23 protein-coding genes and 1 riboswitch are annotated in these 26975 nt (G+C 62.5%); of the genes, 15 read left to right on the forward strand and 8 right to left on the reverse strand.

Annotated features, from left to right (window positions below; all coding sequences use genetic code 11):
- Positions 1–391: 391 nt before the first annotated feature.
- Positions 392–1795: an NAD(P)H-quinone dehydrogenase gene (locus GOEFS_RS10970; RefSeq protein WP_007317974.1), complete on the reverse strand. Its 1404-nt coding sequence runs from the start codon at positions 1793–1795 to the stop codon at positions 392–394.
- Positions 1796–1934: 139 nt separating this feature from the next.
- On the opposite strand from GOEFS_RS10970, the gene GOEFS_RS10975 reads away from it, so the two are divergent.
- Positions 1935–2414: a gamma-glutamylcyclotransferase family protein gene (locus GOEFS_RS10975; RefSeq protein ID WP_007317975.1), complete on the forward strand. Its 480-nt coding sequence runs from the start codon at positions 1935–1937 to the stop codon at positions 2412–2414.
- 72 nt (positions 2415–2486) lie between these two features.
- On the opposite strand, the gene GOEFS_RS10980 is transcribed toward GOEFS_RS10975, so the two are convergent.
- Positions 2487–3008 (reverse strand): DUF3558 family protein, encoded by a 522-nt coding sequence (locus tag GOEFS_RS10980; RefSeq protein ID WP_083837298.1) that lies wholly within the window; start codon positions 3006–3008, stop codon positions 2487–2489.
- Between the two features lie 612 nt (positions 3009–3620).
- Between GOEFS_RS10980 and GOEFS_RS10985 the strand changes: the two genes are divergently transcribed.
- Complete coding sequence (locus GOEFS_RS10985; RefSeq protein ID WP_007317978.1) at positions 3621–4772, forward strand: hypothetical protein; 1152 nt, start codon at positions 3621–3623, stop codon at positions 4770–4772.
- On the forward strand, positions 4769–5251 hold the full coding sequence (locus GOEFS_RS10990) for a hypothetical protein (protein ID WP_007317979.1): 483 nt from the start codon (positions 4769–4771) through the stop codon (positions 5249–5251). Before GOEFS_RS10985 ends, GOEFS_RS10990 begins: the two co-directional genes overlap by 4 nt.
- A gap of 5 nt (positions 5252–5256) precedes the next feature.
- Here GOEFS_RS10990 and glpK read toward each other — a convergent pair whose 3' ends face one another.
- Positions 5257–6765 (reverse strand): glycerol kinase GlpK, encoded by a 1509-nt coding sequence (gene glpK, locus GOEFS_RS10995; RefSeq protein WP_007317980.1) that lies wholly within the window; start codon positions 6763–6765, stop codon positions 5257–5259.
- A gap of 128 nt (positions 6766–6893) precedes the next feature.
- On the opposite strand from glpK, the gene glpD reads away from it, so the two are divergent.
- Genes glpD through GOEFS_RS11010 form a run of 4 tightly spaced genes read left to right on the forward strand, consistent with a single transcriptional unit; the run spans position 6894 to position 10366 of the window.
- Entirely contained in the window at positions 6894–8636 is a 1743-nt protein-coding gene (glpD, locus tag GOEFS_RS11000) for a glycerol-3-phosphate dehydrogenase (RefSeq protein ID WP_007317981.1), read from the forward strand.
- Positions 8633–9232 carry a TSUP family transporter gene (locus GOEFS_RS11005; RefSeq protein ID WP_007317982.1) on the forward strand — a complete coding sequence of 200 codons (600 nt, stop codon included), beginning with the start codon at positions 8633–8635 and terminating at the stop codon, positions 9230–9232. Before glpD ends, GOEFS_RS11005 begins: the two co-directional genes overlap by 4 nt.
- Positions 9199–9417, forward strand: a complete 219-nt coding sequence (locus tag GOEFS_RS23970) for a sulfite exporter TauE/SafE family protein (RefSeq protein WP_373278197.1) — start codon at positions 9199–9201, stop codon at positions 9415–9417. Before GOEFS_RS11005 ends, GOEFS_RS23970 begins: the two co-directional genes overlap by 34 nt.
- A 55-nt stretch (positions 9418–9472) precedes the next feature.
- Entirely contained in the window at positions 9473–10366 is an 894-nt protein-coding gene (locus tag GOEFS_RS11010) for a phosphatase PAP2 family protein (protein ID WP_007317984.1), read from the forward strand.
- Here GOEFS_RS11010 and GOEFS_RS11015 read toward each other — a convergent pair.
- Positions 10300–11793 (reverse strand): flavin-containing monooxygenase, encoded by a 1494-nt coding sequence (locus tag GOEFS_RS11015; RefSeq protein WP_007317985.1) that lies wholly within the window; start codon positions 11791–11793, stop codon positions 10300–10302. The genes GOEFS_RS11010 and GOEFS_RS11015 overlap by 67 nt on opposite strands.
- A gap of 171 nt (positions 11794–11964) precedes the next feature.
- Here GOEFS_RS11015 and GOEFS_RS23050 point away from each other — a divergent pair, with 171 nt between their 5' ends.
- Positions 11965–12390 carry a pyridoxamine 5'-phosphate oxidase family protein gene (locus tag GOEFS_RS23050; RefSeq protein WP_040524957.1) on the forward strand — a complete coding sequence of 142 codons (426 nt, stop codon included), beginning with the start codon at positions 11965–11967 and terminating at the stop codon, positions 12388–12390.
- Between the two features lie 7 nt (positions 12391–12397).
- On the opposite strand, the gene GOEFS_RS11025 is transcribed toward GOEFS_RS23050, so the two are convergent.
- Together GOEFS_RS11025 and GOEFS_RS11030 are read right to left on the reverse strand one after the other, a co-directional pair.
- Positions 12398–13177: a DNA-formamidopyrimidine glycosylase family protein gene (locus GOEFS_RS11025; RefSeq protein ID WP_007317987.1), complete on the reverse strand. Its 780-nt coding sequence runs from the start codon at positions 13175–13177 to the stop codon at positions 12398–12400.
- Entirely contained in the window at positions 13164–17765 is a 4602-nt protein-coding gene (locus tag GOEFS_RS11030) for an ATP-dependent helicase (RefSeq protein ID WP_007317988.1), read from the reverse strand. The genes GOEFS_RS11025 and GOEFS_RS11030 overlap by 14 nt, the downstream gene beginning before the upstream one ends.
- Positions 17766–17920: 155 nt before the next feature.
- Here GOEFS_RS11030 and GOEFS_RS11035 point away from each other — a divergent pair, with 155 nt between their 5' ends.
- From GOEFS_RS11035 to GOEFS_RS11055, 5 genes are all read left to right on the forward strand, one after another.
- Positions 17921–18784 (forward strand): endonuclease domain-containing protein, encoded by an 864-nt coding sequence (locus GOEFS_RS11035; RefSeq protein ID WP_040524951.1) that lies wholly within the window; start codon positions 17921–17923, stop codon positions 18782–18784.
- A gap of 72 nt (positions 18785–18856) precedes the next feature.
- Positions 18857–18990: riboswitch (cobalamin riboswitch) on the forward strand.
- 34 nt (positions 18991–19024) lie between these two features.
- Positions 19025–19249 carry a CbtB domain-containing protein gene (locus GOEFS_RS11040; protein ID WP_007317990.1) on the forward strand — a complete coding sequence of 75 codons (225 nt, stop codon included), beginning with the start codon at positions 19025–19027 and terminating at the stop codon, positions 19247–19249.
- A 21-nt stretch (positions 19250–19270) separates the two neighbouring features.
- A complete protein-coding gene (locus GOEFS_RS11045) occupies positions 19271–20107 on the forward strand; it encodes a CbtA family protein (RefSeq protein ID WP_007317991.1) in 837 nt (278 codons plus the stop codon).
- A 160-nt stretch (positions 20108–20267) separates the two neighbouring features.
- On the forward strand, positions 20268–20759 hold the full coding sequence (locus tag GOEFS_RS11050) for a histidine phosphatase family protein (protein WP_306304945.1): 492 nt from the start codon (positions 20268–20270) through the stop codon (positions 20757–20759).
- A 72-nt stretch (positions 20760–20831) separates the two neighbouring features.
- Complete coding sequence (locus GOEFS_RS11055) at positions 20832–22058, forward strand: acyl-CoA dehydrogenase family protein (protein WP_007317993.1); 1227 nt, start codon at positions 20832–20834, stop codon at positions 22056–22058.
- Between the two features lie 290 nt (positions 22059–22348).
- Here GOEFS_RS11055 and GOEFS_RS11060 read toward each other — a convergent pair whose 3' ends face one another.
- A complete protein-coding gene (locus GOEFS_RS11060) occupies positions 22349–23836 on the reverse strand; it encodes a flavin-containing monooxygenase (RefSeq protein ID WP_007317994.1) in 1488 nt (495 codons plus the stop codon).
- A 109-nt stretch (positions 23837–23945) separates the two neighbouring features.
- Here GOEFS_RS11060 and GOEFS_RS11065 point away from each other — a divergent pair, with 109 nt between their 5' ends.
- Entirely contained in the window at positions 23946–25151 is a 1206-nt protein-coding gene (locus tag GOEFS_RS11065) for a PucR family transcriptional regulator (RefSeq protein WP_007317995.1), read from the forward strand.
- Between the two features lie 7 nt (positions 25152–25158).
- Here GOEFS_RS11065 and GOEFS_RS11070 read toward each other — a convergent pair whose 3' ends face one another.
- Complete coding sequence (locus GOEFS_RS11070; protein ID WP_007317996.1) at positions 25159–26565, reverse strand: short-chain fatty acyl-CoA regulator family protein; 1407 nt, start codon at positions 26563–26565, stop codon at positions 25159–25161.
- 119 nt (positions 26566–26684) lie between these two features.
- Here GOEFS_RS11070 and GOEFS_RS11075 point away from each other — a divergent pair.
- Positions 26685–26975 (forward strand): MmgE/PrpD family protein (locus GOEFS_RS11075; RefSeq protein ID WP_007317997.1); only part of this gene is annotated, 291 nt, incomplete at its 3' end.

The following is a 26975-nucleotide window of genomic DNA, read 5'->3' on the forward strand; positions in this document are numbered from 1 at the left end:
ATACACCTCGTCGCTAGCGCTCCTCGGCACTCGGCCATCGCAGTGGTCAGCGTCGAGCGTTAAGTGTCGGTACCGGCAGTCGGGTGCCCAGTACGCGCGGTGAGTAGTGGTGTCCACACAGATGGTCGAGTGCCCGGCGTCCGTAGTGAGTCATGGTGCCCACACTGATGGTCGAGTGCCCGGCGTCCGTAGTGAGTCATGGTGCCCACACTGATGGTCGAGTGCCCGGCGAGGCGCTAGCCGAGTCGGGTGTATCGAGACCTCGCAAGCTGAAATGCAAACCCGCCCAGTTCAACTCGACTGCCGCCGAAGGCCGCACGACCATCGCCTACCGGCGGCACAATGCCCTCGGTAGGCAACTGTCGTGCGGTTTCGGGGGAGCGTCGCGCGCCTAGTCCAGGTCGTCGTGGCGCACGAGCTGGCGCGCGGCTTCGATTACCGACCCCGACAACGACGGATACACCGACAGCGTCTGTGCCAAGTCGCTCACCGTCAGCTTGTTCTGAACCGCCAGCGCGATCGGCAGGATTAGCTCCGACGCCGTCGGTGCGACGACCACCCCGCCGATCACCACACCGGTAGCTGGACGGCAGAAAATCTTGACGAAGCCGCGACGCAGACCGCTCATCTTCGCGCGTGGATTAGTCGACAGTGGCAACATCACCGTGCGCGCGGGGTACTCGCCCGAGTCGATCGCGTTCTGGGAAACGCCGACGGTCGCGATCTCTGGTCGCGTAAAGATCGCCGATGCAACAGTTTTCAGCTTGATCGGGGTGACACCTTCACCGAGCGCGTGGTACATCGCGATACGACCCTGCATCGCGGCAACCGACGCCAGCGGAAAGAGCCCGGTACAGTCACCGGCTGCGTAGATACCCGGCACCGACGTGCGCGACACCCGGTCGACCGTGATGTAGCCACCTTTGTCGACGGCGACGCCGGCGTTCGCGAGACTCAACGAGCTGGTGTTGGGCACCGAACCCACTGTCATCAGTACATGCGATCCCTCCACAGTTCGGCCATCGGCCAAGTGAACCGTTGCACCGTTGGCAGTGCGATCGACTCGATCGGCACGGGCATGTTTGACCAATTCGACGCCGCGCTCAGCCAACGCGTCCTCGAGGACCAGTGCGGCATCCTCGTCTTCGCCGGGCAGCACCCGGTCGCGACTCGACACCATCGTGACCTTCACGCCCAGCTCGGTGTACGCGTGGACGAACTCCGCGCCGGTGACACCCGAGCCCACGACCACTAGGTGTTCGGGAAGTTCGGTGAGGTCGTAGAGCTGGCGCCATGTCAGGATGCGCTCGCCATCGGGTTCGGCATCGGGCAGGATCCGTGGACGAGCACCGGTTGAGATCAGCACGACGTCGGCGTCAAACCGTTCCTCGCCGCCATCGGCTGTTTTCGCGATAACGGCGTGAGTGGAAACACCGACCTGAGTGTCGGCTAATTCGCCGACGCCGGACACCAATTTGATGCCCTCGCTGACCAGCCGCGATCGTATGTCGGCCGACTGCGCGAACGCTAGATCGCGCACGCGTTGATGGACCTGCGGCAGGCTGACCAGCGCATCGTCGGGATGAAGATTGATTCCGAGGTCGACGGCACGACGCACTTCGGTGCGAATTCCAGTCGAGGCGATGAAGGTTTTCGATGGCACGCAGTCGTAGAGCACGCAGGCGCCACCGACGCCGTCGGCGTCGATCAACGTGATGTCGGCGCCGTACGCGGCAGCGGCCAACGCAGCTTCGTAACCTGCGGGTCCGCCACCAATGATCACGATCTTGGTCATCGTTTTATCTTCTCCTGCCCAGATGTTGCCCAGTACAAGTTGTCAACAGCGTGGATGTTCGCTGCCGGATATCAACCTAATCGGTTGGGAGCCACCCCACCACTTCCACAGGCGCCGGGCAGTGTTCTAGGCTTTCGCAGTGCCGATTTATGCCGCCTACGGGTCCAACATGCATCCCGAGCAGATGGCCGAGCGTGCCCCGCACTCGCCGATGGCGGGTACCGGCTGGCTGCACGGTTGGCGTCTGACCTTCGCCGGCGGCGACATCGGATGGGAAGGGTCGCTCGCCACGGTCACCGAAGATCGGATCGACCCCAACGCGAAAGTCTTCGTCGTGCTCTACGACGTCACCACCGAAGACGAGGACAATCTTGACCGCTGGGAAGGGTCCGAACTCGGAATCCATCGCAAAGTCCGGGCACGGGTGCACACCGAGAACGGACCGGTCTTGGCGTGGCTGTACGTGATGGATGCGTTCGAGGGCGGCCTGCCTTCGGCCCGCTATCTCGGCGTGATGGCCGACGCCGCCGAAATCGCCGGTGCACCAGCGGAATACGTCCAAGATCTACGGCTGCGGGAAGCCCGGAATGTTGGGCCTGGGCCGGGGGCAGTCGAATAGGAGCCGATATCTGGGGCTTCGAAAACTGCTGCGTAGCTTGAGGTCTGCGACGGCCCGAGGGTGAGTTTCTCGTTACGGTGGCATCTTGTCGATTGTCGCCTTCGTGAAAGCTATTGCGCGGTTGCAGATTTCGTCGATGGGTGGGGCTTGAGGAGAACCAAACTGGGCGATCGTGGAAACGGTCGACCGTTGCGATTGGACATGAGCCGAGCAGGTGGCTGCATTGACTTCGGAAATTGCGACAGTTCGCCCGTTTGCAATAATGTCAGTGCGCCATTTCAGGTCAGCTTGGCTAGCTTTGTAGTCGGACAGGCTCGTACTGTTGCCGACGATTTGACTGATAATCCAGCGTCGGTTGTCGGTAAGTTTCCATCTGCACCCTCTAGCCGTCTGGCCAGTTGCCGCTGCGGCGTCCTCCTGCGAACCGATGTTGACTTTCAATGAACTTGCTACCTCGCTTGACAACGCGTCGCACGGTTCGTAAGTGGTTCCATCATTGCCGGGATTAACTCGACTCATCAGGGATGCGCTTGCCTGTGAGTTCTCCGAAGAGGGCATCACATTCTCACTAGGGGAGCAGGAGGTAGTTGCCATCGATACCGCAGATGCGAGAGCAGTAATACCCAGAAATATTCGCTTCACGCCTGGACCTCGGATCCAATGTTCGTTCCATTCCTCTTGTCGCCAGCCTCGATCTGAGAGCGTGTTGTCTTACAAGCCTCCGTTAGATTCTCAAGAGTCTCAGCCGAGACAAATAGTGCGCTAGACCATGAATTCGATCCAGTGGAGAGGATGAGGCGGAGTGCAGAAAAGACGCGTTCCCCTTCAGTGCATCCACTGCCGAGGTAATTGTGGGCAAGAACTCCCGAGACAACAGCCGCGCTCACCCTTAACTCCTCCGCCCCCCAACTCGCCACCTCGGCTCGCGCTCGCCATGCTTGCTCTTCCATCTGGACCACCGTGACGCGTTTGGGACTCACGCTGTTCTTGTCGCCGGCGCCGCTGTGGGGTGTCGTGACGTGCGGGGATGACCAGTTTCCGTCCGGTCGCACATAGTCGCCGGGTAGTGGTTTTGGTGTCACTGCGCCTCCCTTGCTCGTGACATCGCCTCTGGGGTGATCTTATGTTGGACGCACGCGGGAGGCGTTTGGTTCCATCTAATTTGAGTGCTGGTCATCTGCGAAATGGAGTCGTAGCATCACCCGCATGGTGGCAGGGGGAGCTCGGACGGATTGGGATGCCCATTCCGTCGCCGATATCATCGCGAAACTGCAGACGATGGACTCGGCGCAGGCCCGGGCGGATGCGGCGGCGCTCGCGACAGCTGTGTCGTCGGCTCAGGCGGTCGCGCAACGGATCGCATCGGTTTTTGAGAACACCGAATGGATCCTGAAAGGCAAAGCCGCCAATGGCGGATACAACGCGGCGCAGCGTATTGCCGTCGATATCGCCAAGGACGCGAGTGTGGCGTCGAGGGCGATCTCCGCGTTGTCGGAGGCCGGCGAGACGTTGCGGGCGGCAGCGCATACCCAATTCACGCTCGTGGCGCTACAAGCGCAGATGGCTGCCGAGCCGGAGAATGCGGCCGTCATCAAGGCTGCGGTCACCGAAACAATGAACGTGAATTACAGCGATCCGATGAGTGGGACGCCGGTTCCCGGAGCCTTGGCAGGCAATACCGTCAAGCCAACCGCGCGGTCCGGGCCGAACGGCGAGGACACCGCGGCGCCGAGCGCACGACAATCCCCGGACGACAAAACTCCAGCCACTATCTCCCCAACTAATGCCCCCTCGAACACCAAGTCCCCGGGATCCCAGACGCCTGCCAGCACGAAGAATGCCAAGACACCTACGACAACCATTGGTACGCAACAGAACTCGGCGCCAAAGTCGACCGATGCGCCGACCGCGAATGACAAAGGTCAGCGCGACAAACAGACGCCGACACCTATTCGCACCGATCCTAACTGGTCTAAGAAAGACAAGCCGCTCAATCTGAATCGCGGTGCCGCACCGCTATCGATCCGATCGCCAGGTACTCGCGGCGCCGTTCCCGCACCGGCCATTCCGCTACGGCGCGTGGGCATTTCGCCGATCGCGCCGGCTTCTACGATGACCCCGGGAACGCCTTCACCGGCGAACCGCGGCTCGATGCAGCAACCGTATGCGCCACATGCCGGACGCAGCCGAGGTGGCGAAGATGGCAAACACAAGGCCGCATCGTTTCTGAACACCGCGCGCAACGGTGAGGAGGTAGTCGGGTCGCTGCCCCTGGTTGGCCCGCCTGTGATCGGCGACTGGGCGGGGTCGCCCGACCAGGCGCGGCCGGTAGAAGCCGATCGGAAAGCGGAAAAATGATCGCTCCCAACACCTCTCGCGAGGCAGCGATGCGGCACCGGATCGATACCATGCCGGGGCTATCGCTGGTCGTCGACGCTCTCGACGTTTCTGACATCCCACGCTGTCTGGTCCTGATAGCGATTGCGTGTGCCGACGTCAGCGGGATCGGAGCCGAACCCGATGTCGCGGACGCTTTCGATCAGTGGCGGACCGGCGGGCGAATATCGGAGTCGACGATGACAGCTCTGGAACGCAGGGGCTCCCGGGCCGAACTTGAGGCCGGCGACCCACGCCTCGACCGCGCGACCCGCGACATCGCCTTTCGACGTGCGCGCGCCCTCGCCTGCCTGCGTTTCGCCTGTGTGACGGGTGCGGACGAGTCTCAATTGATGCTACGAGAGGTGTTGCGGGAGAGCGCATATGAGGCGGCACATGCGATAACAACAGCCGGCGTCGTCGGCGTCGTTCGGTCATTCGCGGTTAGCGACCCTGGCTGACGTCGTCAGTTCAGGTCAAAGCTGTGCTCGACCGCGCGGTTCCATTGCGCGTATAGGTCATCACGTTTGTCCGCGGCCATTTTGGGCAGCCAGGTCTTGTCCTGCGCCCAATTGTTGCGGATATCCGCTTCGCCATCCCAGTACCCGACGGCGAGCCCGGCGGCATAGGCCGCGCCAAGTGCGGTGGTCTCGTTGACGACCGGTCGCACCACGGGCACCCCGAGAACATCGGCTTGGAATTGCATGAGCAACTCGTTGACCACCATGCCACCGTCGACTTTGAGTGTCGAGAGCGTCACACCGGAGTCGGCTTGCATCGCCTCGATAACTTCCCGTGTCTGAAAAGCGCTGGCTTCCAAGGCCGCTCGGGCCAGGTGGCCCTTGTTCACATAGCGGGTCAGACCTACGATGACACCGCGCGCATCGGGCCGCCAGCGCGGCGCGAACAGGCCGGAGAACGCGGGGACGAAATACGCGCCGCCGTTGTCGTCGACGCTGGCGGCCAGAGGTTCGATTTCGCTCGCGGCAGATATCAACCCGAGATTGTCGCGCAGCCATTGGATGAGTGATCCGGTCACCGCGATCGATCCCTCGAGCGCATAGTGGGCAGCGGATTCCCCGATTTTGTAACAAACGGTGGTAAGCAACCCATGATCGCTGAAGACCGGCGTGGTTCCGGTGTTGAGTAGCAGGAAATTGCCGGTGCCATAGGTGTTCTTGGCTTCACCGGGGGAGAGGCACGCCTGACCGAAAGTAGCCGCTTGTTGATCGCCCAGGATGCCGGCCAACGGAACACCCGCCGCCGGTCCGCTCTGCCGCAGAGGGCCGTAAACCTCTGAGCTGCTCCGGATTTCGGGCAGCAAAGACATTGGGATGCCCATGTCCGCGCAGATCTGCTGATCCCAGTCGAGAGTGGTCAAGTCCATCAACATGGTGCGCGACGCATTGGTGACGTCAGTGATGTGCAACCCGCCGTCGACGCCGCCCGTCATATTCCAAGCACACCAGGAATCCATTGTGCCGAAACATAATTCACCCGCATCGGCGCGTGCCCGCAGCCCCTCCACATTCTCCAGCAGCCAGGCGATCTTGGGGCCGGCGAAGTACGTCGACAACGGCAGGCCGGTGCGTTCTCGATAGCGGTCGACATCGCCGTCGGCCAATCGGTTGCAGAGTTCGGCGGTGCGGGTGTCCTGCCATACGATGGCGTTGTGCACGGGTTTGCCGGTGCCGCGATCCCAAATGACAGTCGTCTCGCGTTGATTGGTGATACCGCATGCGGCCAAGTCGGCACCCTTGAGGTCCGCCGAGGCCAGGGCCGATGCCGCGACCCGCCTGGTGTTGACCCAGATTTCCGCGGCGTCGTGTTCGACCCAGCCGGGTTGCGGGAAGATTTGTCGATGTTCGATCTGTTCGGAACCAACTACGCGACCGTCGTGATCGAAGATCATCGCCCGCGTCGACGTGGTGCCTTGATCGATCGCCGCTACATACTTGCCGCCAGATTTCGCCACGGAGCCCATCCTCGCATGTGGGGGTGGTTGCGCACTACGACTCGCACGCACGAGCCGTGACTTGGTGATCGGCCGACATCGGCGCGTGAACGGTAGCGGGGACGGGAAAACCCGGTAGGGTCGGGCCAATGGAGACCGACTTCAATCCGGACCGACCTGCGGATTTGGGCCCAGCGCAACGAGTCGAAGCGTGGCGCAGGCTCTCTGAAGAACAATTCGACATTCTCGTCGTCGGCGGAGGAATAGTCGGTGTAGGAGCGGCGCTCGACGCCGCGACCCGAGGTCTTCGGGTCGCTCTGGTGGAAGCTCGCGATATCGCTTCGGGAACGTCGAGCCGATCGTCGAAGATGTTTCACGGTGGACTGCGGTACTTGGAGCAGTTGGAGTTCGGGCTGGTGCGTGAGGCACTGCATGAGCGCGAGTTGTCGCTGACCCTGCTGGCGCCACATCTGGTCAAGCCGTTGCCGTTTCTGTATCCACTGACGCAACGATTCTGGGAACGGCCATATGTTTCGGCGGGACTATTTCTGTACGACCGGATGGGCGGCGCGAAATCCGTTCCCGGACAACGGCATGTCAGCCGATTGGGTGCCCTGCGGGTAGCGCCGGCACTCAAACGTAACTCGCTGGTGGGCGGAATCCGCTATTACGACACGGTCGTCGATGATGCTCGGCACAGTCTCACCGTCGCGCGGACGGCCGCCCAATACGGAGCGGTAGTGCGCACCTCGACGCAGGTCGTCGGCTTCTTGAAGGAAGCCGACCGTGTCCTGGGCGCGAAGGTCCGCGACACCGAGACAGGCGAGACCACTGAAATCCGCGCGCACTGCGTGATAAACGCAGCTGGCGTATGGACTGACGAAGTGCAGGCTTTATCCAAGCAGCGCGGGCACTTTCGCGTCCGCGCATCCAAAGGTGTGCATATCGTGGTCCCGCGCGATCGCATCGTCAGCGAGACCGCGATTATTCTGCGGACGACCAAGTCGGTACTTTTCGTGATCCCGTGGGAGACGCACTGGATTATCGGCACCACCGACACTGACTGGAATCTCGATCTCGCACACCCGGCCGCGACGCGTGCCGACATCGACTACATCCTCGATCGCGTCAACGAAGTGCTCGTTTCGCCGTTGACGCACAACGACATTGAAGGTGTCTACGCCGGGCTACGACCACTGCTTGCCGGCGAGGATGACGATACATCGAGCCTGTCGCGCGAGCATGCGGTGGCAGCGGTGGCACCCGGACTGATTTCGATCGCGGGCGGCAAGTACACCACGTATCGCGTGATGGCAGCTGACGCCGTCGACGCATGCAACGACTACATACCCACCCGGGTCGCGCCGTCCATCACGCAGCGAGTACCGCTGCTGGGCGCCGACGGCTATTTCGCCCTGATCAATCAGTGCGAGCACCTCGGTCATCGATTTGGGTTGCACCCGTACCGAATTCGGCGACTGCTCAACCGGTACGGATCACTCGTCGACGATGTGCTCTATTACGCCGACGACGATCCGTCGTTGCTCAAACCCCTTGCCGCGGCGCCCCAGTATCTCCGCGCGGAATTCGTCTACGCCGCTCGGAACGAGGGTGCCCTGCATCTGGAAGATCTCCTCGCGCGACGAACGCGAATCGCAATCGAATACAACCATCGCGGCGTCGACTGTGCGGCCGAAGTCGCGGAGCTGGTGGCACCGATTCTCGGCTGGGACACTCAGCGGACCGCGTTCGAGGTGGCCAATTACGTTGCCCGCGTTGAGGCGGAGATCGCCTCCCAACGCCAACCCGACGATTTGTCGGCCGATGCGTTGCGCGCAGCCGCTCCCGAGTCGCGCCGCGAAATCTTGGAGCCGGTGCCGGTACCCGAGTGAACGGGCTCACCGCTGACCCGGCGATGTGGGCATTGCTATTGGGTGGTGCGCTGACCGCGGGGTGGATCGACGCTGTTGTCGGCGGCGGTGGGCTGGTTCTGATTCCGTTGCTGCTCATCGTATTTCCCGAACTCGCACCGGCAAAGGCGCTGGCGTCGAATAAGCTGGCCGCGATCTGGGGTACCGGTACCGCTGCGGTGTTGTTTGTGCGGCGCAACGGAATCGACACACGCCTGGCGACCACGGGGTTCGGCCTGGGTGCGCTAGGTGCGGCCATTGGGGCGTCGCTGGCATCGGCGATCAGTGCGGATCTGTTGCGCCCGGTGGTGATCACACTGATGATCGCAGTCGGCGTATTCATTTGTGCCAAGCCGGCGTTTGGGCGCAGCAGTCAACAGAACGTGACCCGACCGGACCGCAAGCACCTAGTGATCGTGACCGGACTGTTCTGCGTCATCGGTTTCTACGACGGCATCTTCGGCCCCGGCACGGGGATGTTCTTGATTCTGTCGCTCTCGGGGGTGTTATCGGCAGACTTCTCAGCAGCGCCACCGTGGCAAAGGTGGTCAACACCGGCACCAACCTGGGAGCCCTAACTGTGTTCGCGGTCCAGGGAAACGTGTTGTGGCTGTTGGGTTTGACACTCGCGATCGCGAACGTGGTGGGGTCGGTAATCGGCTCCAAGATGACTCTCAAGGCGGGCAGCGGCTTTGTGCGATACGCACTGCTTACCGTCGTGGTCGTAATGAGCGTGAAACTGCTGATCGATCAATTCGGCTGAGTTCGCTCAGCTTTCGGCCAGCCTTCTCCCAGATTCGGTGCCTATTGTCGTACCAATGACCGTGACCCGTGCTGTGCCGCATACTCGTGCGACGACCCGCGCGGTGCTGGTCACGGTCGCTTTCGTTATCGCCGCGGCCGGCGTGTTTGTCGCAGCCGTATGGACTTCGCCGGGGCAAGCGGTCGACCAATGGTTCTACAACGTCTGCCGGGGCCTCGCACCCACCGGCGAGATTCCTCTCGTGGCACGGTACAGCGTCATCGCCAGTCCGCTGATCTGGGCAGGTGTCGCGGTCGCCGCGATTCTGCTGGCCGCGACCCGGCGGTTCAGCGGAAGCTGGTCGATCCGACAAGCGGTCATGTCCATCGGCCCATTGCTCGTGTTTCTGCCGGTAATGGCCTACGGCGCCGGGTTCCTTCGCGATCACGTACTGCCGCGACCGCATCTACATGACTGGATCAGCCAGATGTCCAACTCGGCGCCAAGCGGCCACGCCGCGGCTGCCGCTGCTTTCGTGGTCGTCCTGGTCCGGGCCGCGCCACCAATCCTGCGTCTGCCACTCGCCGTCGCCGGTGGAACGTGGGCCGCGGTCGCCGACTTTGGATTGGTCGCCGACGGTTGGCATCGGCCGAGCGATGTAATTATCTCGACCCTGCTGGTCGTCGGTATCGGGGCGGTGCTGCCCGACCCGTGGCGTGGACACGACTCCCGATCGGCTGCCTGGCTAGCTTGGCCCGCGGGTGCGGTCATCGTCGTCGGGGCAGTCGTATTCGCGACGTCGTACTATCCGGCACCCGCTCAGTTGATCACGGCGACCACAATCGCGGTCGTGATTGCCGCGGCGCTTGTCGTCGCAGACCTGGTGAGTCGTACTCCGGCCGGTCAGGTGCGGCCGAACACCATCGATTCGGTGACATCGTCGAACCGGTGGTCGATCGCATCCCGGTAATAGTTATGACGTACCCGCCACTTGCCCGTTGTGCCGGCCTTGGGCAATGCCTCCGGTGCGCGCTGAACGTATCCGGCCTGTAGGTCCCAGAGCGGGGTCGACGCCATCGAGACCGCACCGAGGTGCGGATAGGCGTGCGTATAGCCCTCAGAGCGCATGTACCGCAACAGCGTTGCCACCGCTCGGGCGGTCATATCGGCTCGCAGCGTCCACGAGGCGTTCGTGTAACCTACCGACCAGGCGAAATTGGGGACATCTTCGAGAAGGTGACTCTTGAACATAAAGCGGTCATGTGGCTTGATCTCAGCACCGTCCATCGACAGCCGAATCCCGCCGAATGCCTGCAATTGTAAGCCGGTCGCGGTGACGACGAGGTCGGCGTCGAGGTGGCGCCCCGAGGTTAGCGCGATACCAGTGGCGTCGAAATGATCGATATGGTCGGTGACCATTTCGACTCGGCCCGAGCTGATTTCGGCGAAGAGGTCGCCGTCGGGCACCATGCACATGCGCTGATCCCACGGGTTGTACGTCGGAGAGAAATGCACGTCGACTGGATAACCGTCGGGCAGTTCCCGCGCGACACCCGCGGTGAGGACCTTGCGCCCGACTTTGGGGAAGCGATGCAGCGCATGAACAAGCGCGGCGGTCTGCGCGGCGTATCGCGTGCGGATTACCCGGTGAGCGGCGTTGGCGGGCAACAGTTTTCGGATGACTGGATTGATTCGCTGGCGTTGGGACATCGACGCGATATACGACGGTGAACGCTGAAGCATGGTGACATGCCCGGCGGTGCGCGCGAGGGCGGGAATCATGCTGACTGCTGTCGCTCCGCTACCGATGACCACCACTCGCTGGCCCGCGTAATCCAGGTCTGCCGGCCAGTGCTGCGGATGTACGACGGCACCGCGGTAGTCGTCGACACCGGCGAATCTCGGCGTATAGGGGGAGTCGTAGTTGTAGTAGCCGGTAGCGAAGTACACGAAGCGGCACCGATGAGTGGTCATCGTCGCCGCACCGACTGCCCCTTCGGTTGATGAAGTGATCGTCCAGGTGTCCGACGTCGAATCCCAGTCGACGGCCCGCACATGCTCACCGAAACTGATCTGTGAAGCGATGCCTTCGCGGTGGGCGGTGTCTTCCACGTAGCGGCGGATGTCGGCGCCCTGAGCCAGCGCTTCGGGGCGGCGCCAGGGTTCGAACGGAAAACTCAGTGTGTAGATGTCGCTGTCGGAACGGATGCCCGGATAAGTGAACAAGTCCCACGTTCCGCCTACCCGCGCTCGTCGTTCGATGATTCGGTAGCGCAGGTTCGGATTCTCCTCGCGCAGGCGATAGGCGGCGTCGATGCCGGATAACCCCGCGCCAATGATGACTACGTCGAGTATTTCCGCCTTGGACCGATTGTCGTCGGTGCTCGGTTCGCTCACCTGGGGACGCCTCCTTGCGTATGGCCGTGCGAACCACGGTAGTTCGCTTCCCGCATGACAGGTTGGGAATGGCCGCTGTCGTTCGCGGCGAGGGACTTTCGGCCCTATGGCCGGGGACCAAGCGTGCGTAGCGTCGGGGGTGTCATCAAGTTTCGATTCCTGGAGGACGACATGGTTGACGGCAACGTGGTCGAGGCTGTGACAGTTGAGGAAGCATGGACGCTGCTCGCGTCGCGAGAGTTGGGGCGGGTCGCGACGAGCGCTAGTGGTGAACCCGATATCTACCCGGTGAACTATTTTGCCGATGCCGGACGGATATTGTTCCGAACCGCGGCCGGGACGAAACTGTCGGAGATCGCAGTAAATCCCCGATTGGCTTTCGAAGCGGATTCTGCTGACGACCATGGCGGCTGGAGCGTTATCGCGAAAGGTGATGCGCGGATCCTCGTCACGACTCGCGACATCGCAGCAGCCGACGGACTCCCGTTGCGCAGTTGGGTGCCGACCCTGAAATACGACTACGTGGAGATCGCGGTGGACGAGATCAGCGCTAGGCGGTTCGTCTTCGGCCCGGAACCGGAGCGCTATCCGATGTGAGGCGCGTCTAGATCTGACACGTTGGGCAGAAATACACGACACGCTCCATTCCGCTCTCTCCCATCGTGTCTCGCACTATCAGGTTCCCGCACCTGCGGCAGGGCTGTGAACGGCGCCCATATACCCACAGTTGCTGTCCACGTCTGGTGTTGCCGGTGGTCACCCGCTCGACGCGATCGCGATTGGCGTAGAGAAGTTTCCTGGACAGTTCGACCATCGGCCCGATATCCACGTCGCGGACCGGCCTGCTTGGTAGCACTCCTCGCAGGAAGCAGATTTCGCTGCGGTAGACATTCCCGACGCCGGCCATTAGCCGTTGGTCAAGGAGTGCGACACCGATTGGAGTGTCGGGCTGCGCCGCTATTCGGGAAATAGTCTGTGTCGCATTCCAATCCGAGCCGAGCAGATCGGGGCCGAGGTAATTTAGGGCGGCGTCGGCGTCGGTGAGGAGTTCCAGTACGGGAAGGTCGAATCCGACGCACTGAGTTGATTCGGTAACCAGTACGACCCTCGCCTTGAAACCCGGTCTACGCCAACGTGCGTCGCGATCGTAGATATCCCACGCGCCATCCATCCCGAGATGCGAATGGATCGAGATGGGTTTGTCGTCGGATTCGACGTCGACTAACAGGTGTTTGCCGCGCGAACGGACACCGCTGACCGTACGTCCGGAGAAGTCGACGGTAGCCAGCGCGGGCACCCGAAAGTCAGTCTTGACCAATAGTTGGCCGGCGAGTGCGCGCCGTAACCGCGCGGCCGCCCGGTAGACGGTGTCACCTTCGGGCACCGGAATACCTTAACCGCAGCCCTCGCGGGGTGGTCGCGAAACCGGCCCCGACAAAGATCTTCGACAACGCCGTGGACAACGCGGCGCTGCCGTCAATGTGGTCGACGTTCAGTTTGTCGACCCGCCCCGAAGTGACGGTGTCCACGAGGCGACCCGCAGCCGCGGTGAGGGCGTCATCATCGGCGGTGAAGGTGAGCACCGTCTTGCCGCCACGTTCGACGAAGAGAGCTAGCATGCCGTCGACCAATACGACCAGCGCACCTGCCTTTCGTCCCGGGCGATGGCCAGCGGCGGCATCCTCGACATCGTCTCGCCGCGGCCAATCTAACGCCGCCCCATAGGGATTCGCGGGGTCAGTGGCAGCGAGCACAACCGCGGAGTTCCGATGAGCCCGTGTTACCTCGACATGTTCGCGCAGTGCGTCGACGGTCGTCGGGGTGGCGAACTGCGCCCCGCCGAGGCCGTCGACGAAATAGCCGCGACGCACTTTACCGCTGTCTTCAAAGATGTTGAGGGCCTTGTATATTCGGGCGAAACCTCCACTGACGCCGGTTGCGGCGACGGCCCCTTTGGTGACCACGCCGTACCGATCTAGAAGTTGTTCGCAGAGGACCTGTGTCGCCAGAGTTGTATCGATGTCTTGTCGGGGAAGCAGCGACCAGCGTCCCGCCATCGTCGGAGGCGTCGACACCGCCGACGATGCCGAACCGGCGAGATAACTCGATGACAGGCGCGCGGCGCGTAGCCGTGGTGGGCGGCGTGACCGATGGCTCGGCGCCGGCGCGGACGCGCGGGCCGGCCGGGCGCGGAGTCGTTCTCGCACGGGTGCGAACGAGTCGTTGGTGACCTGCCCCGACCAGACTAGCGACCACACCGCCTCTTCGACGTCGGCGACCGTACCGACGTCGGCGGCCAATTGTGGAAAGCGCACCGCGCCAGCGACTTTCAGTGTGTTGAGCACATGGGCCGCAGTAACGGTGACGTCAATCTCATCGGGCGGTCCGAGCGTTACCGGTAGTACGTCGGCCGGGTGAAAAGCCACCGAACCGTCGGCTCCGCCAATCGCCCCATGTCCGGTCCACACCACTTCGCCCGCACTCAGCAGCTCATCGAGCATCGACGGCAGATAATCGCTGACGCGACTTGGCAAGATGAGCGACTCCCACGCCGAGGCTGGCAGCGCGACCCCGGCGAGTTGATCGATCACCGCCGCGACGCCGTCGATGCCGCGCAGCGGGGAACTGACATGCTGCCAGGTGAGTCCGAATCGGGCCAGCGCGTCTGGCGGTACCGGAGCAACCTCGGCCCGGCTAGCTGCGAGGGATCCGCGTCGGATCTGGGCGAGGACATCGGCGTGACACCATTGCGGCGGCGGCAGGTCTCGGACGAATTCGCCCTCGACGACGCGCCGCTGGCCCGCTAATCGGGTCAGCGTATCGACCACTACAGCAACGCCGAGCCCGAGTGAATCGGCAGCCGCGTCCGCGGTGAATGGGCCACGTGTGCGCGCATAGCGGCCGACGAGATCGCCCAGCGGGTCGGCCACCGCTTCGGTGTACGCGGACGGAATCCCCAGGGGCGCTGGGATTCCCAACCCATCGCGAAGGCGAGCCGTATCGTCGATCGACGCCCAGACCGTGCGTCGGGCGTGATTCACCAGGATCACTTGGCCGTCGGTGTGGAGTTGGGCGAGTACGTCGGCGATCGGCTCCTCGCCCTGATAGCGGTGCGCCACTTCCTCGGTGGTCAGCGGGCCGAGCCAGCGCAACAGATCGACCAGATCTTCGGCGTCGCGCGCCTGACGTTGTGGGGTGAGTCGCTGCAGGCGCGCTTCGACGTCGGCGATGACAGCCGGATCTAGGAGTTCACGGAGGTCGAGGCGGCCGAGTAGCTGCGAGAGCAATGCGGTGTCGAGGGACAGTGCCGCGGCCCGGCGTTCGGCGAGCGGTGCATCGTCGGCATACATGAACGCGCCGACGTAGCCGAAGAGCATAGCGGCGGCAAATGGTGAGGCGCTCGGGGTTTCGACTTCGACGAGCCGCACCTGTCGCTTTCCGATCCGGCGCAGCAGATCGGTGAGCGCCGGAAGATCGTAGACATCCTGGAGGCATTCGCGCACCGTCTCCAAAATGATGGGGAAGTCGGGGAATCGCGACGCCACCGCGAGGAGTTGGGCACTGCGCTGGCGCTGTTGCCACAGGGGTGCGCGGCGTCCGGGATCGCGACGCGGCAAAAGCAAAGCACGCGAGGCGCACTCGCGGAACCGGGATGCGAATAGCGCCGAGTTGGCGAGTGCGTCGGTGACCAGCTGCTCGATGTCGTCGGCATCGATCGTGAAAACCGATGCGCCCGGCGGATCGTCGTCGGTGTCGGGGAGACGGACGATGATGCCGTCGTCGGAGGCGGTGGTGGCACCGTCGAGTCCGAGTTCTTGTTGCAGGCGAGCGGAAATGGCACTCGCCCACGGTGCGTGCACGCGCAGACCGTAGGGCGAATGCAGGATGACGCGCCAGTCGCCGAGTTCGTCGCGGAATCGTTCGACGATGAGTGTTCGGTCGGTGGGCACCTGACCGGTTGCCGCGGCCTGCTCGGTGACCAGTGAGGTGAGATTGTTGCGGGCAAACTCGGTTAGTCCGAGCGTATCTGCCTGAGCGTTAAGCTTTTCCGGCTCCACGAGCGTGCCGGTAAATTTGCCGATGGCGGCACCGAGTTCGGCGGGCCGACCAACGGTGTCACCGATCCAGAACGGGAGTCGGCCAGGTTGGCCGGGGGCGGGCGAGACGAGAACGCGGTCATGGGTGATGTCCTCGATCCGCCAGCTGGACGCACCGAGTGCGAAGACATCGCCGACGCGCGACTCGTAGACCATCTCCTCGTCGAGTTCGCCCACCCGGGCCGAACGCGTCGACCCGCCGCCGTCCTGGTCACCCCCGACCATGAAGACGCCGAAGAGTCCGCGGTCGGGGATGGTGCCGCCGGAGGTGACCGCGAGACGTTGCGCACCGCGCCGACCAGTCAGAGTGTTAGCGGCACGATCCCAGGTCACTCGGGGGCGTAGTTCGGCGAATTCGTCGGAGGGAAATCGGCCCGCGATCAGGTCGAGGGTTGCCTCGTAGATCGCGCGACCCAAGTTGCGGTAGGGCGCACAACGTTTGACGGTGTCGTACCAGTCGTCGACGTCGAGATCATCGAGGGATGCGGCCGCAATCGTCTGCTGCGCAAGCACATCGAGCGGATTCTGCGGAACCGCGAGTTCTTCGATGAGGCCGTTACGCATCCGGTCGACCGCGACGGTTGCATGAATGAGATCGGTGCGATGTTTGGGATACAGTGTGCCGCGGCTGATTTCGCCAACCTGGTGTCCGGCGCGGCCGATCCGCTGTAGCCCGCTTGCTACCGAAGGCGGCGTCTCCACTTGGATTACCAGATCCACCGCGCCCATGTCGATGCCGAGTTCGAGCGAACTGGTGGCCACTACGCAGCGCAGTCGCCCGGCTTTGAGATCGTCCTCGATGAGGGCTCGCTGTTCCTTACTGACCGATCCGTGGTGCGCGCGTGCGAGCACCGGATCGGCGCCCGCGGAGCTGCCACTGCCCATCACGTAGGCAGGCGAGCCACCGGGAACGTGCCCGTTGACTGGCTTCTCGGCGGGAGCGAGTCCGGCGCGTTCGGCGTGAATCTCGTTGAGCCGCGCGGTAAGTCGCTCGGCGAGGCGTCGTGAGTTCGCGAAGACGATAGTCGACCGGTTGGCTTCGACTTCGTCTACGATCGACTCTTCGACATATGGCCACAGGGAGCCCGCGGTCGGGGACGTAGCTTCGTCGAGGTCGGCATCGTCTCGAAGCGGGATATTCGCCATATCGGGGACGGGCACGTCGACGCGGAGGTCGAAGGTCTTCGATGCGGGTGGTTTGACGACCGTGCACGGGCGTGCGCCGGATAAGAAGTCGGCTACAACCTGAGGTGGGCGGACCGTCGCCGATAGGCCGATGCGCTGCGCTGGAGCATCGAGCAGGGCGTCGAGCCGTTCCAGTGAAAGGGCAAGGTGGGTACCGCGTTTGGTGCCGGCGACCGCGTGGACTTCGTCGACGACGATGGTGTCGACCGACGTCAGTGACTCCCGCGCCGACGACGTGAGCATCAGGAATAGGGACTCCGGCGTTGTGATGAGAATGTCCGGCGGTGAGGTGACGAGTTTGCGGCGGTCAGCGGCTGGGGTGTCGCCCGAGCGAAGGCCGACGGTGATGTCGGGTGGTGGAAGTTCCAACTCAGCGCAGGCGCGAGCGATCCCGGCCAACGGGGCCCGCAGGTTGCGCTCCACGTCAACGGCGAGAGCTTTGAGCGGGGAGATGTAGAGGACGCGGGTTTTGCGTTTGGCCGTCGTCGGTGGTGTCGATGACAAACGGTCGAGCGCCCAGAGGAAGGCCGAGAGTGTCTTTCCCGAGCCTGTGGGTGCGATGACCAGGGTATTGTCGCCATTCGCGATGGCATTCCAAGCGCCCGTCTGCGCCTTGGTCGGCGCGTCGAACGCGCCGGTGAACCACCGGCGGGTCGCCGGTGAGAAGCGGTTCAGGACGGGGTGTGGCACAGGTCCATCTTTCCTCATAGGTGTGACAACCCGAAGAGCGCGGAAAGGATATGTCCCGAGAGTGAGTCAGATGCCTATATAACGCCTGACCTCGCGACGGGGCATAACCTCGACATCGACGGAACCGGAATCACGTGCGCTGCGTCCATCTACCCATGGAGAACAGTGGGGTATTCACCAGCCGGGAGCTGAGGTCCAAGGGCCACAGTGGGCGGAGCATCCGGGCGGCGGTTGACGTCGGGAACCTGGTTGCTCACCGCCCGGGTTGGTACTCATCCCCGGGAGCTGATTCCGAGACGGTCTCGGCGATCCGCGCGGGCGGAGTGCTGACATGTTGTTCGGCGTTTGCCTTCTACAAGCGGCAGGGTATTGGTCTTTGGATACCGCCCGGACGAGATCTGCATGTGCGGCTCAGTCGTGCGGCGAAGGTCAAACCGGTCTCGCGGGCGGGATGGGTGAAGATTTGCCAGGGATACGGTAGGCCGATTCCGGCACTCACCGCTGTCGATTCGATTCCGCATGCTCTCAACTGCGCCGCGAGATGTGTGAACAACGACTACTGGATTGCCATGTGCGACAGCGTCTTACACAACACCTCCTGGACCATTCCGGACCTGCAGGCACATATGGGAACGGTGCCCGGCAAGCTGATCGCATTGATGCGAAGATGTGATGCGGCAGCCGAATCCGGAACCGAGTCGCTCGTGCGGGTCCGTCTTGAGTCCGCGGGCTACCGAGTTCATGTCCAACCGCGGATATCTCGTGGACGCAAACGCGGTGACCTCCGAATCGGGCGTCTCCTTCTGGAAATCGACAGCGAAGGATCGCGCAGCGGCGAGGCCAGACGGCAAGACATTCGGCGTGACCGCAAGACCCTTGGTAAAGGGTGGCTCACAATGCGGATCGACTACCGGGAAGTTCTGGAATCGTGGGACGAGGTGCTGGCCGACATCGCCGAGCTGACGATGGCAGGAAAACATCGGATCGGAACGCGCGACTATCCGCTGCCGATTGAGTAATGCCGTAGAAGATATGTCCCGAGAATTACTCCGATGCCTATATAGCGCCTGACCTCGCGACAGGGCATATTCCAGCGAAGCCTCTTCCGTTGTACAGTCATCACAGCCAGTCGACGCGGGGAACCCGGTGAGAATCCGAGACGGTCGCGCCACTGTGAGCAAGCGCAAGCTGCGAGTCAGACACCTGCACTGGCCATGAGTCACAACTGAATCGGACGCGTAATCCGGAAGGGACACCCCATGACCTCCACAGCGAAAGCTGTATCCAAGCCCCGCTCGCTCGCGGTACCGAATCTGTCGGTCGTCAGCGCGGCGCTTCTACTAACCGCCACGGTGCTGATCGCGGCGCTCGTGTACTACTTCCTCGGCTACGACCAGGGTGCGGTTTCGGTATTCGGTTCGGACACTCACGTGCACGAGTTTGTGCATGATGCCCGCCACTTCCTCGGCTTCCCCTGCCACTAGACGAGCAGGAGACAACAGAACATGGCGCAAACAGCATCCGGCACTACAACTGTCGGAAAATTCGTTGGCGCAGGCCTGCTTTCGGGTCTGATTGCCGGAATCGTCGCATTCGTCTTCGCTCGTATTTTCATCGAGCCGCAGGTCGCGAAGGCGATCGACTATGAAGAGGGACGCTCACACGCCGAAGAGATGCTTTCTGGCGAGCATGGGCACGAACACGAGGTTTTCACTCGGGCAGTTCAGGAAAATGTCGGCGCGGCCATTGGGACTATCGGCTTCGCGCTGGCGATGGGCGCGTTCTTCGCCGTTGCCTTCACAATCCTGTGGGCGTACATCGGTCGGCGGTATCCGGCGGCGGATCCGCGATGGGTTAGCGCGGCGCTGACGGTGATCGGCTTCGTCGCCGTCGTCGGTGTTCCGTTCTTCGTGTACCCGCCGAATCCGCCAGCTGTGGGCAACGACGACACCATCGGCTCTCGATCGGGCTCGTATTTGACTCTGACGTTGATTTCGGTGGCTGCGGCCGTCGTGGCGACGATCCTCGCGCTGTGGCTTCGACCACGGATCGGCGGTTTGCTCAGTGCCGTCGGCGCGGCAATCGGCTACCTCGTGGTGATTACGATTACGGCCGCTTTGTTGCCTAATTTCGACGAGATCCCGTTGCCAGTCACCAACGATGCCGGCCAGATTGTTTACCCGGGTTTCCCCGGTGACGTGATCGGATTATTCCGCACGTACTCAATCGCCAACCAGGTGATTCTGTGGACCGTGTTGGGCGTCATCTTCGCGCTGGTTCTCGGATGGTTGTCGCGCCGCGCAAAAGAGGTCGAGGCGACACCGGAGTCCGTAGCGGTCTAGTCGGTCGGGTTGCGGGGTCTCGATACACCTGGCTCGGCTGGCGCCTCGCCAGGCACTCGACCATCGGAGGGGCTGGCTTGTGGCCGGTCGGCCAGGCACTCGACCATCGGCGGGGTGTTGCGCTGGCGCCTCGCCAGGCACTCGACCATCGGTGGGAGGTATGACCTTGCAGATCATTACCGCGGGCCGGACCGCACCTAACAAACTTGTGTGCTTCGGCGGGGCTGATACGCCGCTCGACGCGCGCGGCAGTCGCGATGTCGAGGCACTGCGAACATCGGTCGACTTTTTCGGCAGTGCGCTGCGCTGCGGCCCGGAAGCCGCCGTCGTGCAGACGGTGCGGTTACTGGGGTGCGAGCCGATCATCGATGATGCGCTGCGCGGCCTCGACGTCGGGCGTTGGGACGGGCTTCGTCCAGAGGATGTACCCATCGAGGAACTGGGTACGTGGTTCAGTGACCCGACATCGAATCCGCACGGCGGCGAGACTGTGGCGGCTTTCGTCGAGCGGATCTCCACGTGGCGCGAACAGTGCCAGGTGGACGTCGTGGTGGTTGCGAAATCGGTGGCACAAGCGTTGCTGTGCGGGGACATCGCGCACTTCTTCGCGACCGAATTGCGGCTGGGAACGCGCTATGACGAGGGCCGCTAGAGACATTTGGGATGTTTTGTGTCACAGTTGTTGGTAACTCAGCTAGAACATGTTTCACCCCGAGGAGTCTGAATGTTCGAGTGGTCCGAAGAAGACCTGATGGTTCGCGATGCGTTGCGGCAGTTCATCGACAAGGAGGTGCGGCCGAATATCGACGAGCTGGAGACGGGTCAGCTTCCGCCCTACGACATCACGCGAAAGATGTTGTCCACCTTCGGTATCGACGCGATGAACCGCGATGCCCTGGAGAAAGAACTCGCCGCCGAAGAGTCCGGTGAGGAGAAGAAGTCAAGTGGTCCGGGCAGCCTGGGGGGCTCGATGTTCCTCATTCTCAACATGGAGATGGCCGGCGTAAGTCTGGGCATCATCGCATCGATGGGAGTATCGATGGGGCTGACGGTGTCGACGATCAAGTCGCGCGGCACTCTCGCCCAGAAGAAGCGTTGGCTGCCCGAGTTGGTCACGATGGAGAAGGTTGGCGCGTGGGCGATCACCGAACCCGACTCCGGTTCGGACGCCCTCGGCGGCATGAAGACGACCGTCAAGCGTGACGGCGACGGCGGATACATCCTCAAAGGTCAGAAGACGTTCATCACCAACGGACCCTACGCCGACACGATGGTGGTATTCGCGAAGCTCGACGAGGAAGATGGCACCCCGATCCGAGATCGCAAGGTCCTGACCTTCGTGCTCGACACGGGCATGGAGGGGCTCACCCAGGGCAAGCCCTTCAAGAAGATGGGCATGATGTCCTCGCCCACCGGCGAGCTGTTTTTCGACAATGTCAAGGTCGGGGCCGATCGGCTGCTGGGCGAGACCGAGGACACCGGCAGTGACAAGCGCGGCGGCGATAGTGCGAAACAGGGATTCACCGCCGAGCGCATCGGCATCGCGGCACTCTCACTCGGCATTATCAATGAGGCGCAACGACTTTCGATCGATTACGCGAAGAGTCGGACCCTGTGGGGACAAGAGATCGGGCAGTTCCAGCTAATCCAGCTGAAGCTTGCCGAGATGGAGGTCGCTCGTCTCAATGTGCAGAATATGCTGTTCGTCGCGATGGAGGCATCGAAGAACGGCAAGCCGCCCACGCTCGCGCAGGCATCGGCGATGAAGCTGTATTCCTCAAGGGCCGCAACCGAAGTGGCGATGGAGGCGGTGCAGCTCTTCGGCGGCAACGGCTATATGGCCGAATATCGGGTCGAGCAATTGGCGCGAGATGCGAAGTCGTTGATGATCTACGCGGGCAGCAATGAGATCCAGGTGACGCATGTCGCCAAAGGGTTGCTCAGAGGCTAGCTCAATTCCAAAGCGGTTCCCGTGAGTCGAGCAGATCCTCCTCCGCGTATTTGCTCGACTTACGGGGGACCGCTCGGCAGTGCGTTGCGCGGACCGCCGGATCCCGCCGACGCTCATTGTTGCCCTGGACTGCAATCTGCGTTTCTAGGTTAGCCGAGGGGGAGCGTTCCCTCTCCGACGATCACGGCGCATATCTCGGCCAGGCCACTATCTGCGTCGTTGTGCCGGCCGAGGGGCGTTGTCCCTCGGCGGCATCCCACGATGCAGGTTGGAGCCTGGCGCGAGCAGGGCTAGCTGACCAGTGCCGATGACTTCTGATACCGCATGAAGCGGTCGTCGACGTCGCCGTTACGCAGCTGTTTGACATCGGCCGCGACGCTCATCGTCATCTGCCACGGTGCGGCGGTGCCCTGCTTCGGAAGCCAGTCGAGCGCGCGTTTCACATAACCGGCATCGAAGTTGAGTAGTGGGCGAGTATCCATCGTCGGCTCGGGGATCGGCTGGACCGATGCGTAGCCATGCTTGTCCATGTGCTTCAGTACGCGGCAGAAATACTCACACAGAAGACCGATCTTGAGCGTCCACGACGAGTTGGTGTAGCCGATCGCGAGGAGGAAATTCGGCACCCCCGATAGCATCGCACCGCGGTACGCGACCGATTGAGCCAAGTCGACTGGCGTGCCATCGGTACTCAGCTCCAGTCCGCCGAACAACTGGAGGTTCAAACCCGTTGCGGTGACGATGATGTCGGCATCTAGGGTGGTGCCATCAGTCAGTTCGATTCCGGTCTCGGTGAACGTCTTGATATGTCCGGTCGAGATTGACGCCTTGCCGCTGCGCAAGGTCCGGAACAGGTCGCCGTCGGGAACGACGCACAGTCGCTGATCCCACGGGTTGTACGGCGGATTGAAATGGGTGTCGACATCGAAACCCTTGGGCAGCATCGCGGCGTTGGACTTGCGGATGATTGCGCGTGCTTGTTTGGGGAAGCGCTGACAGAGCTGAAATACGATGCGCTGCTGAAGGATATTCTTCTGGCGAGACAGCGCGTAGCCGCGGTTATCGCCGAGGAACCGCTTGAAAGCGTTGGCAATGACGTCTTCTCGGGGAAGCGGAATCACGTAGGTTGGTGTCCGCTGCAACATGGTGATGTGTTTCGTCTCCGGCGCCATCGCTGGGATGAGGGTGACAGCCGTTGCGCCACTGCCGATTACGACGACATTCTTACCCGCGAAGTCCAGATCCTCGGGCCAGTGTTGTGGATGTACGATCTGGCCGGTGAAGCGCTCGCGTCCAGGGAACTCGGGGGAGTACCCCTCTTCGTAGTTGTAATAGCCGGTGCCGGCGAAAATCCATCGCGCCTTGACGGTTTCGGTTTCGCCGGAGTCGTTGTGGCGCACAGTGATCGCCCAGACTTGCTCCGCCGAAATCCAGTCGGCGGCCACTGCCCGACGGTGAAGTTGGATGTGTCCGGACAGGCTATCTTCGTCGATCGCTTCGCGCAGGTAGTCGAGAATCCGAGGGGCATCGGCGATTGCCTGCTTGTCCCGCCAGGGTTTGAATTCGTAGCCAAACGTATGCAGATCGGAGTCGGAGCGAATTCCCGGATACCGGAACAGATCCCACGTGCCGCCGATGGTGTCGCGCGATTCCAGAATGGTGAAGGACTTTTCCGGGCATTCGGTGCGCAGATAGTGCGCTGCGCCGATGCCAGAGATGCCGGCGCCGAGAATTACGACGTCGAAGATATCGGTGGCAGTGGCTGGTTGGCTGGTCATACACGCTCCTGGTCGCCTATTTGGTGTTACCTCATTTTCCTCGGGCAGCCCTGGGGCAGCAAGGGTGATATGAACCAGAATCGCCACCCATCTGGTTCATAATGAACACATGGACTCCGATTGGGAACAGCCGTCTCCCGGGGCGGCAGCGTTGATCGTCGCCGCGGTCGCACAGATCGCCGACCCCCCGCAGGGGTGGATGGACGAATTCAATCTGGCGGCACTGCAAGGTGTGCGACTCGACGAGATCGTTGACGACGCGGCACTGACAGATGCGTTGCGGGAAACCAACGAAGGGAATCTGGCGCAGTGGGCTCAGCACAACCTCGTCGAACCAGGAGTTCGCGTGCCGGTCCGCGTAGTCGAGGATGGCGCCGACATGGTTCGCGAAATGGTTCGACGCGGGCTCGATGCGGGCATGCTCGACGCGTTCCGGACCGCGCAATCGGTTGCCTGGCGACGGTGGATGGAGGTCTGTTTCGATTTGACCGACGACGTTCAGTTACTGCGTGAGGTGCTCGATGTGACGTCGCGATCGATCAGTGCATTCGTCGATGACACTGTCGCGGCGCTTGCCGATCAGATCGACGTCGCGCGTGCCCAACTGGCCGGAGACACCCATGCGGAACGACGAGCCGCGGTTGCGCTTGTCTTGGAGGGCGCGCCGATCGCACAGTCGCGTGCCGAAGCGCAATTGCACTATCGCCTGGCCGGCCCGCAAACCGCCGTAGTGCTGACAGCGATCACCGCGGCGATGAGCCGGTTGGAAGAACTATGTGAAGAGGTCATGTCTGCCAATCGGCTGACGTCACGGCTGAATGTGCTCGCCGGCGCGGACCGGCTGTGGGTCTGGTTTCCCACGCAGTCGCTCGACATGACCGCGGTTCTCGACGACGTCGATGGTGTGCGTATCGCGATCGGCCGTCCTGGGGTTGGGCGAGAAGGCTTCCGGCGTAGTCACTTTCAAGCGCTGTCCGCTGACCAGACGCTTACTCGTCTCGGATCGACGCGCACGGTGGTCCGGTACGACGACTTGGCGCTCATCGGGGTCACGAGCGACGACCGCGCCGTCGTGGATGGCTTTATCAGCGAAACGCTCGGCGAATTGGCAACCGCCGACCCTGAACTGCGCGAGTGCCTGCGTGTATGGTTCGCCGAGCGGTGCAACTCCACTACTACGGCGGCTCGGCTCTACACGCACCGAAATACCATTGTGCGGCGAGTCGCTCGCGCCAGTGACCTATTGCCGATCCCGCTGTCGCACAATGCTATCGGCGTCGCCGCAGCGCTCGAACTGTCGCATTGGCTGCCGTAGGGCCTGATCAAGAACTGGGTGACAGGTAGGGCGTCGACGCGGATACGTTGTCGTCGACCATGATTGGGCGGCCGAGTTGCGGAAAAGCGCGCTGCGCGCAGTCTGGCCGGTCGCATACCTTACAGCCGGCACCGATCGGCACCGCTCGACGCGGATCGCCGAGGTCGACGCCGGTGGAATACACCAGCCGATCGGCGTAGGAGAGGTCGCAACCTAGTCCGATGGCGAAACTGCTACGGACGCCCAGGTAGCCCTGCTGAGGTTCGTCAGTGGTGCGAGCCAGCCAGAAGTATGACCGGCCATCGGGCATCGACGACACTTGTGTGACGATCCGGCCGGGCGTGGCGAATGCGTCGTGGACGACCCAGAGCGGACAACTTCCCCCGACGCGGGAGAAATGAAACGCGGTGGCGGACTGACGTTTCGAGATATTGCCAGCGCGGTCGGTGCGGACAAAGATGAACGGAACTCCGCGCAGACGTGGGCGCTGCAATGTCGACAGCCGATGACAGATCGTCTCGAAACCGACTTCGAATCGCAGACTGAGCACCTCGATGTCGTAGCGGAGCTCCTCGGCGGCGGCGTGAAACTGCTTGTACGGCAACACCAAGGCGCCGGCGAAGTAGTTGGCTAGGCCGACCCGTGCCACCGAAGCCGAAGGAGCGCTGAGGTTTTCGGCCGACGCGACGATATCGTCGATAAGTGGACGTTGTGTCAGAAACGCGAGTTGGGTCGCCAACTGAAACGCTCGCTGGCCTGGACGTAGGCGTCGAGCGATGGTAATCACCCGATTATGCGGATCATAGGTACGTTTGCTCACCGCATCATCGAGTACGACTCGAATTCCGAAGTCGCGCTCCAGAATCGCGCCAAGCTGCTCGTCGAGGCCACCGACAGTAAGGCTGTGAGCGTGGAACATTTCCTCTGCGGCGATGTCTAGATCGTGGATGTAGTTCTTTCGGTCGTAGAAGAAGTCGCGGACCTCCTCGAAGGGCATCGGGGCGCGGATCTGTTCGGTGTCGTCGCGAGTGACGCTGGCGCGATAGGTCTCCAATTCCGTTGTCGCGGCGAGAAGTCGGCGGTGCATGTCGACGAGCGTCTTTCCGACATCGGGCATCCGCGAGACCAGCTCTTCGATCTGTCCGCCGACATCACCCGAGTCGCCGTGTGCGGATAGGACTTCGGTCAGGTCGCCGACCAAGCGTGCGTCGGAGTCGGTGGCGAAATAGTCGGCGCCGAGGTCGAACTCGCGGCTCAACGTCAGCAACACCGACACGGTCAGCGGCCGATGATCGTTCTCCAATTGGTTGACGTAACTCGTCGACAAGTCGAGGCGGCGCGCCAGCGCGGCTTGGCTGATACCGCGTTCCTCGCGCAATCGGCGAAGCCGTGCACCCGCGAACATCTTGGCCATGGGAGGTAAGCGTACTCGCATCGACGTACACAACGTTCGCAAAAATACTCGTCAAGGTTTGCGAAAATACGCATTTGCAGGGGCTTTCGCTGCTGAACTGTGGTGCGTACGGTGCAAATATGATCAATCATATCGTGCGAACCCGACGTAGCGCTGACGACTTTCCGCAGTCCGAGCACCTTGCTTACAAACTCGCGCAGCTCGCGACCGACGCCGTCGAGGTGCCCGCCGACACGACCGAGATGATCATCAATCGGATCATCGACAACGCATCGGTGAGTGCCGCATCGGTGATTCGCCGACCGGTCACCACCGCGCGGTCACAGGCCCTCGCGCATCCGGGGAAGCCGGGTTCGCAGGTTTTCGGCGTGCCGGGGAGCTATTCGCCGGAATGGGCAGCATGGGCCAAT

The organism is Gordonia effusa NBRC 100432, from assembly GCF_000241305.1.
In the GTDB taxonomy this organism is placed as follows: domain Bacteria; phylum Actinomycetota; class Actinomycetes; order Mycobacteriales; family Mycobacteriaceae; genus Gordonia; species Gordonia effusa.